The sequence below is a fragment of the Desulfobacula sp. genome (assembly GCF_014237455.1).
Lineage (GTDB): Bacteria > Desulfobacterota > Desulfobacteria > Desulfobacterales > Desulfobacteraceae > Desulfobacula.
In genome coordinates this window covers 1-14,460 of sequence record NZ_JABZFL010000034.1, presented here as the reverse complement: position 1 = coordinate 14,460, position 14,460 = coordinate 1, and the positions used below count along the sequence as shown (strand labels likewise).

The 14,460-nt window shown below is 43.7% G+C and carries 11 protein-coding genes; 3 read left to right on the top strand and 8 right to left on the bottom strand.

Annotation, left to right across the window (positions count from 1 at the left end; genetic code table 11):
• The first annotated feature begins 51 nt into the window (after nucleotides 1-51).
• Nucleotides 52-1,461: a sigma-54 dependent transcriptional regulator gene (locus tag HGJ91_RS05405; RefSeq protein WP_291346686.1), complete on the top strand. Its 1,410-nt coding sequence runs from the start codon at nucleotides 52-54 to the stop codon at nucleotides 1,459-1,461.
• Here HGJ91_RS05405 and HGJ91_RS05400 read toward each other — a convergent pair.
• The gene (locus tag HGJ91_RS05400; protein WP_291346685.1) at nucleotides 1,458-3,314 is read right to left on the bottom strand and encodes an ATP-binding protein; all 1,857 of its coding nucleotides are present in this window, start codon (nucleotides 3,312-3,314) and stop codon (nucleotides 1,458-1,460) included. The two genes, HGJ91_RS05405 and HGJ91_RS05400, sit on opposite strands and share 4 nt — an antisense overlap.
• Entirely contained in the window at nucleotides 3,307-4,956 is a 1,650-nt protein-coding gene (locus tag HGJ91_RS05395) for an ABC transporter substrate-binding protein (RefSeq protein WP_291346684.1), read from the bottom strand. Before HGJ91_RS05395 ends, HGJ91_RS05400 begins: the two co-directional genes overlap by 8 nt.
• Nucleotides 4,957-5,824: 868 nt before the next feature.
• On the opposite strand from HGJ91_RS05395, the gene HGJ91_RS05390 reads away from it, so the two are divergent.
• Entirely contained in the window at nucleotides 5,825-7,414 is a 1,590-nt protein-coding gene (locus tag HGJ91_RS05390; protein ID WP_291346683.1) for a response regulator, read from the top strand.
• A 41-nt stretch (nucleotides 7,415-7,455) separates the two neighbouring features.
• Here HGJ91_RS05390 and HGJ91_RS05385 read toward each other — a convergent pair whose 3' ends face one another.
• The 6 genes from HGJ91_RS05385 to HGJ91_RS05360 form a co-directional block, all read right to left on the bottom strand.
• Nucleotides 7,456-8,799 carry a glycerate kinase gene (locus tag HGJ91_RS05385; protein ID WP_291346682.1) on the bottom strand — a complete coding sequence of 448 codons (1,344 nt, stop codon included), beginning with the start codon at nucleotides 8,797-8,799 and terminating at the stop codon, nucleotides 7,456-7,458.
• Nucleotides 8,796-9,779: a D-glycerate dehydrogenase gene (locus HGJ91_RS05380; protein ID WP_291346681.1), complete on the bottom strand. Its 984-nt coding sequence runs from the start codon at nucleotides 9,777-9,779 to the stop codon at nucleotides 8,796-8,798. Before HGJ91_RS05380 ends, HGJ91_RS05385 begins: the two co-directional genes overlap by 4 nt.
• Before the next feature lie 122 nt (nucleotides 9,780-9,901).
• A complete protein-coding gene (locus tag HGJ91_RS05375) occupies nucleotides 9,902-10,546 on the bottom strand; it encodes a cytochrome b/b6 domain-containing protein (RefSeq protein WP_291346680.1) in 645 nt (214 codons plus the stop codon).
• Complete coding sequence (locus tag HGJ91_RS05370; RefSeq protein ID WP_291346679.1) at nucleotides 10,547-12,178, bottom strand: tetrathionate reductase family octaheme c-type cytochrome; 1,632 nt, start codon at nucleotides 12,176-12,178, stop codon at nucleotides 10,547-10,549. It lies immediately after the preceding gene.
• A gap of 88 nt (nucleotides 12,179-12,266) precedes the next feature.
• Nucleotides 12,267-12,617: a cytochrome c family protein gene (locus HGJ91_RS05365; protein ID WP_291346678.1), complete on the bottom strand. Its 351-nt coding sequence runs from the start codon at nucleotides 12,615-12,617 to the stop codon at nucleotides 12,267-12,269.
• Nucleotides 12,618-12,661: 44 nt separating this feature from the next.
• Complete coding sequence (locus tag HGJ91_RS05360; RefSeq protein ID WP_291346677.1) at nucleotides 12,662-13,786, bottom strand: rhodanese-like domain-containing protein; 1,125 nt, start codon at nucleotides 13,784-13,786, stop codon at nucleotides 12,662-12,664.
• Nucleotides 13,787-14,011: 225 nt separating this feature from the next.
• On the opposite strand from HGJ91_RS05360, the gene HGJ91_RS05355 reads away from it, so the two are divergent.
• Nucleotides 14,012-14,460 (top strand): PAS domain S-box protein (locus HGJ91_RS05355; protein WP_291346676.1); only part of this gene is annotated, 449 nt, incomplete at its 3' end.

Genomic DNA, 14,460 nt, shown 5'->3' with positions numbered 1-14,460 from the left:
TGAAGGCAGGCTTTTGGATATGAATGGATAAAAAGAAAGGATATTACATTTTTGGCGGGGAATAATATTATTTCAACACACGCACGGATTCTGGTGGTAGATGATGATGAAGCCATAAGGGATGCCCTAAGGGTGATCCTTGAGGATAATTATGATGTTGTCTGTGTTGACAGCGGGTTCAAGGCCGTTGAAGAGATTAAAAACCAGGTGTTTGACCTTGTTTTCCTGGACATTGTAATGCCTGAAATGAATGGAATTGAAGCTTTGAGACGGATCAAGGCCCATGACAAGAATCTGGATATCATCATGGTCTCTGCCATTGACCGTGCCCAGGAAGCCACGGATTCCATTAAACACGGGGCCTATGACTATATTACAAAACCATTTGACCATGAAATTATATTGAACCGTCTGGAAAAGGTATTGTTAAAACGAAATCTCATCAAAGAGGTCAATTTTCATAGGTCCCAGGCAGTTTCGGTGTCCTGGCAGACCGAAATTGTCAGCAACTCAAAAAATATGGCTGCTGTGTTTGATCGGGTTGCAAAAGTTGCTGAAACATCGAGCAATGTCCTGATTACAGGAGAGAGTGGAACCGGAAAAGAATTAGTCGCCCGGGCAGTTCACAATGCAAGTCTGCGCACAGATAAGCCCTTTGTTGTTATTAATTGTGCAGCCATACCGGCAGAACTTATGGAAGCAGAATTATTCGGCCATGAGAAGGGAGCCTTTACCGGCGCCTATAAGCAGACGATAGGTAAATTTGAATTTGCCCACCAGGGCACCATTTTTCTGGATGAAGTTTCCTGCCTGAAACCTGAGTTCCAGGCAAAGCTTTTAAGGTTTATCCAGGAAAGGGAATTCACACGGGTGGGCAGCCATCGCACCATTAAAGTGGATGTCCGAATTGTTGCCGCCACAAATATCAGCTTGGAGGAGATGGTGAAAGAAGGCTTATTCAGGGATGATCTTTATTTCAGGCTTAATGTAGTTCCGGTATTGCTGCCGCCCCTTCGCAGCCGCGAAGGCGATGTTCCGCTTCTGGCAGATTTTTTTCTGGACAGGTTCAACCGTCAGATGAATAAAAGCATAAAAGGCTTTACCCAGGCTGCCCTTGCCGTGCTGGAGGCCTATCCCTGGCCTGGAAATATCCGTGAGCTGGAAAATTTTATCGAACGGATGGTGGTGCTGGGATCAGAAAATCAATTCATTGATGAAAAAGACCTTCCCTTTGATCTTTTGTTCCACAGGGAATCCATAAAAGGGGGGCAAAAAGGTGCTGGAGAAAACAAGGGATTGATCCAGGCTCGCCAGTCCTTTGAACGTCTCTACATCCTGCGGGCCCTTCAGAACTGTCGGTGGAATCAGACCCGGGCTGCAAATCTTCTTGGAATTCACAGGAACACCCTTATTCAGAAAATGAAAGCGTTGAATCTTACCCGGGACAAAAATGTTTCCTAAGCCTGTTTTCCTGGCAGACTAACTGAAAAACAGCAGCCCTCGCCTTTTTTGCTTTTTGCTTCTATCTGCCCCCCGTGTTCCGAGATCACCTTATGAGTGATGGCAAGCCCCAGCCCGGTCCCTTTGGCCTTGGTGGTAAAAAACGGATTAAAAATATTCTGGGCCAGTTCAGCTGAAAATCCATGGCCTGTGTCCCTGAAATCTATGACCACCCAAGTGTTTTTACAGGATACATGAATGGAGATCACCCCGCCATTGGGCATTGCCTGGGCCCCATTCTGCATGAGGTTTATAAATACTTTTTCAAGCTGGTCTGCATCTGCCATGACCTTGGGCAGTTCATTTGGAATATCCCATTGGCAGTCAATACCACTGGCCTTAAAATCCGTTTCCAGCAATTCAATGCTCAGGGTTAACAACTTCCGGATATCTGTCAGCCTGAAATTGTATTTTGGCGGCCTTGATAACTCTAAGAGTTCTTCAGTGAGGGTGTTGAGCCGGTTGATCTCCCTGGGAACAGTCCTTTGAAACTTTTCCAGGAAATCTGGTTTTTCAATTTTTCCCGGCAACAATGCCACATAGGTTTTGATGGCAGAAAGGGGATTTCGAATTTCATGGGCCATGCCGGCAGCCATGGTTCCCAGATCCGCAAGCCGCTGTGTCTGGCGGATCTGTGCCTCAAGTCTTTTGAGGGCAGTAATATCATTAAGGTTGAATATGAGCTGCCTGGAGTTTTTTTCATCCGATTCAAGAACACCTGAACCTGCCAGGAGTACCCTTGTATCTTCTCCTTGTTGCAGATGAATCTCACGCTGGTTTGGCCCTGAAGGGTTTTCAAGGGATTGCAGTATATAGGCAGAAAACTGTGTGTTTTTATCAAAAAATTCCAAGACAGAGCGGCCTTTTACGGTATGGCCCGGAGGGATGCCCAGGATGGCAAGGGCTGCAGGGTTGACAGCCGTAACAATTTTATTCATATCAACGGCCAAAAGGCCGTCACTCATTGTGTCCAGTATTTTCTCGGCATATTGCTGCAACCGTTTGATTTCTTTGAGGTGGTTTTCCAATTGCTGTTTTTGAGCAAGGATTTCACGGATCATAAAGGAAAAATTGGATGCCAGAATCTCCACTTCATCCCGGGTGTGAATGGAAATTTTTTGTTTTAAATTCCCCCGGGCTGCTTCAATGGTGGCTTTAACCAATGTTTCCAGAGGCCGTGTGACCCGCTGGGCAGCCCAGTTGGAGATCAGGGTGCCGATGGCAAGAGCCACAGATCCCAGAATAAGAATGGTCCAAAGGGTCTGGCGGATCTGCTGGCGCATCAGTTCAAGGGATAAGCAGACCCGTATGGTTCCCCACCGGTCCCGGGAACCGGGAAGGTATACAGGTACGGCCACATCCATGACAGGGATGCCTCCTGATTCAGGAGAATGGACTGAAATCAAAGGTTCTTTTACTTCAACAGCAGTAAGGCTGACTTTGTCTGACAACACCTTGTTCTGGAGATCAGGCCTTTTGCTGTAACCAGCCACCCTTCCTTCTTTGTCATGGATGATCACATAAAGGATCTCTGGGTTTTTGACAGCCTGGTTGACCAGTTTTTCCAGGGCAACATAGTTATAAGTGATCAGATGCTCGATGGATATGGCAGCAAGATTCTTTGCAATAGCCATCCCCTGTTCCTCAATTTTCCCCCGGATGGTTCGGGTTTGAAGCATCCCCAGGACCAGGGCAAGGGTGCCCAGCATGAGCATGAGCATAATTGAGGTGATAAGGATGAATCGATAGCGCAGGGAAATAAATCTATATTTTTTTTCCGGGTGCAAACCGTTCTTTTGTAAAGAGTCAGTCATTTCGTGAAGATTTGTCCAGCCAGATTTTATTGAGTGGCATGGTATGAGCGCCAAGGGCACTCACGTTCACGGATTTAACATAGGATTGATACACCCGGTCCACACTCATATAAAAAAGCGGGATCAGGGGTGCGGAGTCTATGACGGTTGCTTCGATCTTTTGATACATCTTTGCCCGTTCAACCGGGTCCACAATCCCCCGGGCAGTTAACAGCATCCGGTCCACATTTTCATCCTGAAATTTCATGAAATTGGTTGGGGATTCAGAGGCAAAAAGGGAATATAAAAAGCTGTCTGGATCAGGCATGTCTGCAAACCAGGCATACCGGTAGAGCTGGACAGAGTCTGATCTTAAATAGGCTTCAAATTTTTCCCAGTCCGTGATGTATTTTACCCTGAGCTTTATACCGAGTCCGGCCCAGAAGTCTTTGATCATAGATAGTTCCTTTTCCACTCGCGGGAATTGAAGAGCTGACACAATTTCCAATTCAGGTTGATCCTTCATCGTCTTGCCAGAGGATCTGTTCAAGTGCCGGCGGGCAAGATCCGGGTTATTGTCCTCCATCCGATTCAAGGGATTATACCCCGGCATACCGGGTGGCAGAATGGTTCTGGCAATTTCAAACCGACCTTTATAGATCTGGTTGACAAATGCAGTGCGGTCAACGGCAATGGAAAGGGCCTTTCGAAGATCCGGATTTGCAAGGTTGGGATGTTTCAGGTTCATACCGTAGAAAAAGAGGCTCAGGGAGGGTCTGTGAAACCATTGAAGCTTCTTTGTGTTTGCAAGTTTTTCTCTAACATCCCCGTAGACTGCCATTTCGTCAAGAATACCATTCTGAAAATCAGCTAACACCAGGGGGTCCTGCCCTCCAGGGTAGATTTTATAATGGATCTCATCAAGAAAAGCAGGCTCGGCATAATAGTCTTCAAACCGCTTAAGGTGGACAGATTTTCCCCCATCCCATGACACAAACCTGAACGGGCCGGTTCCCACGGGATGGTTTCCAAAATTATTCCCCAGCCGGATCACCTCTTTTTGAGGAACAATAGCGGCCTGATACATGCCCAAGGCAGTCAGAAAGGGCACATGGGATTCTTCCAGGCGGACCTTAAAAACTGTGTCACTTTCAATTTCCAGTCCCGGGACATTTTCAAGGGTTTTGGCCCTGTATTCCTTTGCCCCGGAAATTTTAAGCAGATGGGGCAGAACAGCAGGAGGGGGGTCTGCCCGCAAAAGCCTGTTGAAGGAAAAAACCACATCTTTTGGAGTGACAGGTTCCAGGTTATGAAACCGGGCATTTTTTCTTAAGGTAAACCGGTATACTTTCCCTTTTTCTTTTACCTGCCATGTTTCAGCCAGGGCCGGTAAAACCGATAGATAGGGATCAAACCGGACAAGTCCATCAAACAACTGTTTTACTATGGATACACCATATTCATTCTGAACATAAGCGGGATCAAGTGTGGCAGGATTGCTTCGTAAAGGTGCCCGGTAAATTCCGCCCAAGACAGGCACAGGTTCGGATACAGCCTTTTGTGTTATTTCTTTTTCTTCCTGATTAGTACAGCCTGGCAGGATAACCAGGCTTAAGAAAAAAAAACTAGTGAAAAAGAATGAAAACAGGCTTGACTGGTTCATCTTTCCTCCTTATTGATATGTGTTTAAAGAGGAAAAAATTTACCACAGAGAAGATACATATGCAAGTATCTCAAATTTTATTAAAACGTTCCTGAAGTCAGGACCAATTGGCAAAGAAAAGCACGAGAGAAAGGATACCGTGCTTTTCTTAACCTGTTTTGTCTTAATGAACAGGCATTTTTTTCAAGAAAGAATTAAGGCCCGCCACTGCCACATGCCAGAACAGGCAGTGCATATCCGGCAACCAAAACACCAATTACAAATAATTTTACCATGAGTTTTTTCATCTTTTTTCTCCTTTGTTTTCCTGGTTAGTTAAAATTACGATACAATTATCATCTCGTTGGTTATCAATATAGCAAGGCAGGGGCCACGGATTTTATTTCCAGAAAATATTTTATAACCATTTGAAATTAAAAGAATATTTCTTAATATTTAAAACAGAACAAAAACAAATACTCCTTGAGAAGTGCACATTCTTATGTGCAGGCAAAATCGCAACAAGGGAAAAAGAGGATTTCTTTTTCCTCTTTTTCTTTTTTCATGTTGCAGGGTCTTGTTTCCCGTAGTTTGCCTATAAATATGTGCAAAATAGCCATATTTATAGGCACTCCTTTTTTTCTTTATATTTCAAGGGGTTATATGTTTTGTGCTGTTGTTGGCCTGGTTTGCGCTCACAAACCCGTGCACTTTTTTTATCTTTCTGGTTTTCCAATTGGATCGAAAAGAAGTTTTTATTCAATAAATTAAAATAGTTAATAAAATTTTAATTTATTGAATACTCTGGCATAATCATTGCCTTTTTTATTCTAGATGATATGAATTTTTAATTAAATTACGTTGGATAGATTAGGAGAAAAAGGTTCACTTGACAATCAACCAAAACTCCAAGCCCCATAGAACTATTCCGGTGGTACCGGATTGTCTTGACATCCTCCGGGAAGATCAATCTCGGTTTTATGATTTTCTACCCATTGGATATGTGACCCTTGATGAAAAAGGAATGATTAAAAGTGGCAACCTGACTGCTGCTGAAATGTTGGGTGTTGAAAAGGACCTTTTAATTAACACTGATTTTCTTAGTTTTGTTCACAAGGAAGATCAAAAAAACCTCCAGTTAGACAAAAACAGCCTTTCTGACCTGACGTCTCACTCCTTTGATATTCGGTTAAAAAAAAGCCAGGACCTGTTATGGATCAGGGTCTATGTTTCTATTAATGAAAATTTGCATTTTTACGGCAGGCAGATAAGGCTTATGCTTTGTGATATTACAGGCCTGAAACAGGCAGAACAGGAAAAAACAAAACTGGAACGCAAGCTTGAACAGAGACAGAAGGTGGAAGCCATTGGTGTACTTTCAAGCGCCATTGTTCATGATTACAACAACATCCTTCATCCTATTGTTGGTAATCTCGAAATTTTGATAGAAGATGCAGCCTGTGACAGAGAACTCCAGGCGGCTCTCAAAAATGTTCTTATCGGTACCAACAGGGCCGGCAATCTGGTGAAACAGATTCTCAGCTTCAGTCACCAGGCGGATCTTGAGGTCGGCCTCATAAAAATCCAGCCCATTATCAGGGAAGTCTTAAAATTGAACCGGTCAACCCTGCCAGCCAATATAAAAATTATTCAGACCATTGACAATGAATGCGGACCAGTCATGGCAGATTCCACTCACATTTATCAGATTGTCATGAACCTGATTACCAATGCCTTTCAAGCCATGGGGAATGATGACGGAATTCTTGATGTAACACTGAAAGAGATTGAAATCACCCGGGATGTCCCCGGAGACCTGGCCCTGACTCCCGGTACTTATGTCTGCTTAAGCGTTGGCGATACCGGGAAGGGTATAGAGGCTTCTATAATGAACAAAATATTTGATCCCCATTTTACAACAAAAGAAAAAGGAACAGGAATCGGACTTTCCGTTATTTCCCATATTTTAAAAAAATACGGTGGAGATATCTGTTTTTCCAATGAATCGGGAAGGAGGACTCTTTTCCGGGTCTATCTTCCCCGAGGTTATGTCCCCTTTGACACCACTACCACTCGGGCTAATAATGACAAACAAAAGGATCTGTATGGGAATGAATCGATTCTTTTTGTTGATGATGATCCCTTTATTGTGCAAGTTCAGCAAAAGACCTTTGAACGGTATGGGTATATTGTCACACCTTTTATTAAGAGCCTTGATGCATTAAATGAATTTAAGACCCGGCCCGAGACTTTTGACATTGTCATCTGCGATATGGCAATGCCGATCGTGGCAGGACTGGAACTGGCATATAGGATCAAACAGATCAGGCCTGATATTCCGGTCATCATCTGTACAGGTTTCAGCGAACAGATCAACAAAGATAATTTTCATGATATGGGTGTGGATGGCTTTTTACTGAAACCTGTTCGTAAAGAAGAGTCCCTGAAGACGATTAGATATCTTCTGGACAACAGGTAACCCCCCCCCCTGTCTGCGATTCCTCTCTTTGTCGATCCGGATTACCGGATCAGCATAATCCTCAGGTCCATAACATTGGTGTGGGTGGCTCCTGTTTTGAAAAGATCTGAAATGCGGTCAAAAAATGAATAGGTATTGTTTTCCTCAAGGAATAGTTCGGGCTTCAGGTCCAGAGCCACAGCCCTTTGGATAGTCGTATGATCGGCAATGGCACCGGCCGCGTCTGTGGGGCCGTCCGTACCGTCCGTGCCTGCACTCAGGATGACGGTATGCTCAAGATCTTTTATCCTTATGGCAGAAGCAAGGGCAAATTCCTGGTTGCGGCCGCCTTTCCCTCTCCCTTTTATGGTGACGGTGGTCTCACCGCCTGACAGGATGCAGGCCGGTGGTTTCAAAGGGTGTCCTGTAGCAAGGACTTCTCGGGCAATGGCAGTATGGACGTTTGCCACGTCAGTGGTTTCCCCTTCGATCATGGAAGAAAGAACCTGCGTGCGGTATCCTAGTTGTTTTGCTTTTTTTTCAGCGCTTAAAAGTGCGTTGATATTACTTGCGATGATGGTATGAAAAATATTTTCAAATACGGAGTCTCCCTGTTTCAAGGTTTCAGGGATAAGGCCTTTGGAACCTTTCTTAAAGTGCTGTAGAACAGTTCTGGTCAGGTGATCTTTTATGCCGTAGGTTTCAATGATTTCAAGGCATTGCCCAAAGGTTCCTTTGTCCGCCACAGCGGGCCCTGAAGCGATGATATCAAGGTCGTCACCCACCACATCGGACAGAACAAGACAAATCATGGGGGCTGGATACACGGTTTTTGCAAGAAGACCCCCTTTTATCCGGGACAAATGCTTTCTGATGGTATTGATCTCATGAATGGTGGCACCGCAGTCAAGGAGCAACCTTGTGGTTTTCTGTTTATCTTCCAGGGTCAATCCGTGGGCCGGAAGAGTCATCAATGCGGAACCGCCACCGGAAATCAGGCAGATGACAAGGGTTTTATCATCAGCCTGGCAGGCCATTTTCAAGAGTTTCTCTGCACCGGCAACACCGTTTGTGTCCGGCACCGGGTGGGCGGCCTCAACGATCGCTATTCTTTTCAGGTTTTTAATATGGCCATACTTTACAATGACAATTCCGGCAGTTATCCTGTCCTGCAGAATTTCTTCCACGGCACAGGCCATGGATGCCCCGGCCTTTCCCGCGCCAAGAACAAAGATCCGTTCGAATTTATCCAGATTATATGCCTTATTCTTCACCTTGAGAACGTTGTTTTCAACCCTGCAGCAGCGATGAATACAAATTTTTGGATCTACAGCCGCAAGTCCCTCATTAAAGATGCGGACAGCATCTTGTCTCATTTTTTGTAACAGGGAGCTTTCAATGGTCACGATTCCAGAACCTCCGGATTAACGATATGGGGCACCCGGCGATTCCGGTAAAATTTGATGATATTCATGGCTGCCAGCACAGACATCTGCTTTCTGGCTTCTATCGTGCCCGACCCCACATGGGGAAGAACGCAGACATTTTCTATGAATAACAGGGGATTATCGGGCTGCATGGGTTCAGGGTTTGTCACATCCAGGCCTGCTCCCCAGATATCACCCGAAAGGACGGCTCGGGTCAGGTCTTTTTCATGATGGATAGGCCCTCTGGCGGTATTAATAAAAATTGCTGAGGATTTCATTTTTTTAAAGGCGGACCGGCTAAAAATTTCTTTTGTTTCTGGTGTCAATGCGCAATGAACCGACAGCACATCACTTTGCGCCAGAAGATCGTCAAAGTCGACATATGCTGCACCCAAAAGTTTTTCCGCCGCTTTATTCCGGGTCCGGTTATGATAAATGATATCCATATTATAAGCATTTTTACAGCGCTGGGCCATTTTAATACCGATACGCCCGAGCCCGAATACACCCAGAGTTTTATTTTTCAGCTCAAAGCCAAGATTTCCTGTAGGATTGAAATGTCCCCACTGGCCGTTGATAATGGTTTTATGCAGAAAAAACATTTTCCTTGCAACAGCTATCATCAGGCCGAATGTGATGTCTGCGGTGGCTTCACTCATGGCGTCAGGGGTAAACCCGACAGGAATACCAAGACGCGTGGCCGAGGCAATATCAATATTATCATACCCAACGGCAAACTGGGAGATGATTTCAAGGTGGCTGCAGTCATCTAAAAAATGTCGATCAATTCGGTCGGTCAGGGTGCAGAGAAGGGCATGATGGGTCCTCGCCTGTTCAATAAGTTCGACTTGTGTCATGGGGCGTTCTTTTTTCCACAGAGTAAGATGAAAATCCTCTTTTTCCAGGAGCCTGATTCCTGCCTTAGGGTATAGCCTTGACGCCAGTATTTTCTTTTTCATCGGGTTCAGTCCTTTCAGTTATTCACAATGTATCACAACATCTTTAAGGTTAACAGGATTCATCACCAGGATGTTGATAAAAAGCATTGTAAAAAATACGGGGTCTGAATTCGAAAGCTGGTTTATTCTTTTTTTGTCGCCTGGGTTTCCCAGCCTGCAATTTTAGTTGTTTCGTAAATTTCTTCCCAGCCTGTAATCATTCCTGCAATATGGCTGAAAAGGGAATGACCTGTGGTCGTCATATAAAGATGGATGACCAGAAAATTTAAAAGGAAAAGTGCAACCAGGGTGTGTATGACAGCCAATACCGGTAGGGGCAAAACTTGCGGTATGTCGTTATACAGGTAGTATAACAGACCTGTGCCCATTTGAATTGGCAGCAGCATGGCGGAAATGCCAAGATATGCCAGCCGCTGCAGGGGGTTGTGCTTGGCCCCTTTTGCTTTTTGAACCGGGTGAGGCTTGCCCTGAAAAATTCCCCAGGAGTAATAGAGGATTACTGAAAACAGTTTTTTGGTTGTGGGGATATATTGTTTCCATTCCCCTGTTGTAAATAGCCAGAATACAAAAAAGGCAAATAGAATCAGCCAGGACAGGCCGATAAAATTATGGATATTGACGGCTGTTTGAAAGCCAAACAATTTATATGTTCCATGAATTTCAAGTCCGGTGACGATCAGGCTGATAACCATAAATGCCTGGAGCCAGTGCCATAGACGCTCATATCTTGTGTAAAGATAAATTTTAATAATTTTTTTGTCTTTCATTTAATCCTCCTTGCCGTTCCGGGTAAAGAATCGTCCCAAACCATGGAGCAATACACCTGCCAGGGCACCAAAAATCGAGAGCCATCCAATGGTATCAAACAGGGATGATTTATCTCTTCCAGGCATATACAGCCCTGTTATATTGGCCAGCCTTGAGTTTTCCCTGATATGGCATTGAGTGCAGTTCACTGCATTCTCTTTGGGTGCAACCATGTGGGTGATGGGAAATGCATAGGTTGTTTCCACATAATCGAATTCTCCGGAATATGGGATACCAATGGCCTTATTGCCGTGTTCAATGGCGTCATTCATATCAAGTGTTGTCCAGTAACCCTTTTCCCCTGAAAGCAGAGGCGCTAAAAGTTTTTTGTTAACTTTATCATAGGGTTGTTTTCCCCGATGAATTTTGAACGGAAAAATCCGGGCTTCCGGATCAGTCCTGTCGCCAACGGGATGACTGACTTTTACAATTTGACCAGGATCAATGACATCATCTGCTGTTGTACTGGTCTGTGAGCCATTGGACCAGAAATATTCAGGCACTACATTTTTTTCCCATCTGAATTCCCCTTTAATGGATTTATAAACCGGTTTTCCAAAAGGACCTTTTTCAACATAGGGTTTGCCGTCTTTCATCTTTCCTGCCTTAGACCAGTCCCACCACATTTTTGTGGGGTTCACCCTTGCGTATTTTGGAATGTGACATGCCTGACAGGAAACCACATCTGTATGGTCATTCAATTTTGAATCATTTTTGTGGGGTTCGCTGCTATGGCAGGAAACACAGGTGATTTTTGGCGCCAGATCATCTTCAATCAGACTTTTCCGCTTTGTAACGGCTGGATTTGTGTAGATTCTGCCGGCAATATTGTGATCCACTGTTGTGTGACACCGGGTACATGAAAAGTTTTTGCCGTCGATTCCCATATGCACGTCCAGCATCCTGTTCGGCTTTGTCAGAGAGGTGTCAAGATCACCATGTTTTACACCATCTCCGCCTCCGCCGGTAAAATGGCAGTCGCCACAATTTTTTCTGGTGGGAAACGTCACCTTGCTCACAGCCTCTTTGACTTCATTCTGGATATCTTCCATCATCTCTTTGGTGTCAGGATCATCATCTTTAGAAAATGCCTCAATGTCCCCAAGGGCTTCCTCAAAATTAAATCCCGATGAATTGTGGCATTGAAGGCAGTTGACTACACCTTGGGACCCTTTTTTATTCCAGGCAGGATGACATGCCAGGCAGCTTTTGTCTTCCATGGCATTTCCTGAAATACAAAAATTATTCACAGAATATCCTGCCTTGCCATATCGCATATCGCTTTTGTCCCCGGAAGCCAGCCAGGTCCAGTGAATGGATTTATGGAACTGGGTAGCCGCTTCGGAATGACAGGATATGCAGGCTTTAGTGATTTCTTCACCAGATGTAAAATTCTGGTTTAACGCATCGATCTTTGCGTGATCCACTGTAGTCCACCGTTTACTGTTCTTCACTGCCTGTTTGGCAAGTGTGCGCCCCAACGCTTCTTTTCCGTCAGGGGGCGTTGATGCAAAGACAGCCTGAAAGGATAAAACGAGTGCTGTTATAGTGAGCATAGTCAGGCCTGTCAGTATAAAATACCGTTTTTCCATAGACATCTCCATGAGGTTGTTAAATATTCTTAATTAAAAAGGGCGGGATAAAATGGCCGCCCTTTTTGTTTGCGCCTAGAAATAATTATTATTTGCACTTAGCAGGTGTGGGCGAATCTGATGCATGTTTATAGAAATATGAATAAACGTCAAGGACATCCTTATCAGGAAGCCCTGCCCAGTTATCCTTGCAGCCGAATTCATCAAAGTTTTTGTTTTCAAAAATCTCTTGCCACTGTACCATTGTTTTATCGGCAGGGCTTATTGTAGGGGTAGCAGATTCAACCTCGCCGGTTTGGGCACAGGCTTTATATACCTTCCGATATGTGTATTTGCCTTTTCTATCGTTGCCGTCCGGTCCTTCAGAGGCAAACGCCATGGAAAAGGATACAAGTAAAAATATTATCATCATGAGGGCGGCCATATTCTTTTTAAACATGTTATATTTTCCTTCTGATTCTTATTTATTAGGTAACATCGAGTTTATTTAGGTTTTTTAATCTCAATATTTCCGTCACTTTTAAAATTAATTTCAGCTTCCACATAATAGACATCTTTCAAGGATTTTTTAACATCTTTTACCATGTAAAACGCTTCACCACTCCTTGCGCCTGTTGGACAAACAAAAACAATGGGTTTGGTATCGGGAAAGTCCTTGATTTTGGGCTCAAGTTTTTCAATCGGGATATTCACGGCTGTTTTAAAGGATCCTTTTGCAAATTCATCTGCATCTCTTACGTCAATGAGCAGAATGGATTCGGGATTGTTTGCGATAATGGACTTGAATCGTTCAAGATCAATTGACCCTTCAACTTCACCAGCTTGCACCTGAATGGTCGCCCTGGATTGTCCATAGGTTTTTTTCCATTCGGGGTATCCTTTAGCAAACACTTTTACGTTGGTGTAGCCCATTTCAAGGGCTTTTGCTGCTGATTTATGGCTTAGTCGGCATTTAAGACCACCGCAATAGAAAACAACCGGGGTGTTAAGGTCCCGTGGCAGTTTTCCTTTAAAGTTATCAAATTGAGAAAAGGGAATACTGATAGCTGTAGGGATATGACCTTTATCAAATTTAATCTTTTTGGGTCTGGCATCAACAATTACGGTGTTATTATCAGCGATCAGTTTTGCTACATGTTCAGCGCTGAGAGAACCATAATTGTCTTTCAGGCTGACCCATTCAGGGTATCCTTTTGCATATACCTTTACATTTTTGTAGCCTAACTTTTCAGCCTTTTTGGCGGATTTGTGGCTGAGTTTGCATTTAACTCCCTCACAATAATAAATCAGGAGGGTGTTTTTATCTTTTGGCAGAAGATTTATTTTTTTATCAAATTGCGAGAAAGGAATGCTGATGGCCCCGGGAATATGTCCTTTTGCGTATTTACCCTTGTACGGCCTTGCATCAATCATCATCACATTTTCAGGCATGGGAACAGCCATATGTGCCTTTACAAATTTGGCATTCACGATGTCATGAAACATCCATGCGGTGTCCTCGGCTGGAGTTGCTGCGGTCTTTACCGCTTTAGTTGCCGTACATCCTGTCAGCAGTACCAGACCTGCCAGCGAGGCCAGAAGTAAGATTTTTACTTTGTTTACTTTCATTTGTTCTCCTTAAAGTTACAGTGTAAATTATGTTAATCAAATCATAGAGCAATGAGTGTGCCATTGTAAAAAAATCCAATATTTATTGTTATAACTAATTAAAATTAAAAGAGATTCATAAATATATAGCCTCCTTTTACTATCGAGTTTTAACTATTTTTATTGCAAGTGTGTTAATGATATGTTAACTTGTTGATTAACAGTGTTAATCTTTGTGGAGGTAGTATGGAAATTGGAAAACAATGGCGGCATATTATTGATTCCGTCCAGGATGGTATTATCATCGTTGATGAGAAGGGAATTTTTGTTGCAGCCAATCAAATGGCCCAGTTGATCACAGGTTACACCGAAAAAGAACTAAAAGGCCAATCCTGCCGGATTTTGAATTGCACCGGATGCAAGATTATTGGAAAAGGTAAAGGAAAGAACTGGTGCAGTCTTTTTTCTGAAGAGCTTGTCAGGGAAAAAAAATGTGTGATTACCAACAGCCATAACAGAACCATACCAGTTGTTAAGAGCGCAACTGTGCTTTTTAATGAGAAAAAAGAGATTGTTGGTGCAGTCGAGACCCTGAAAGATATATCTGAAAATATTAATTATAAGAATGAACTGGCATCCATAAAAAGAATGTATTATATCGACGAAGGCTTTCATGGTATTATCGGAAGAACGCC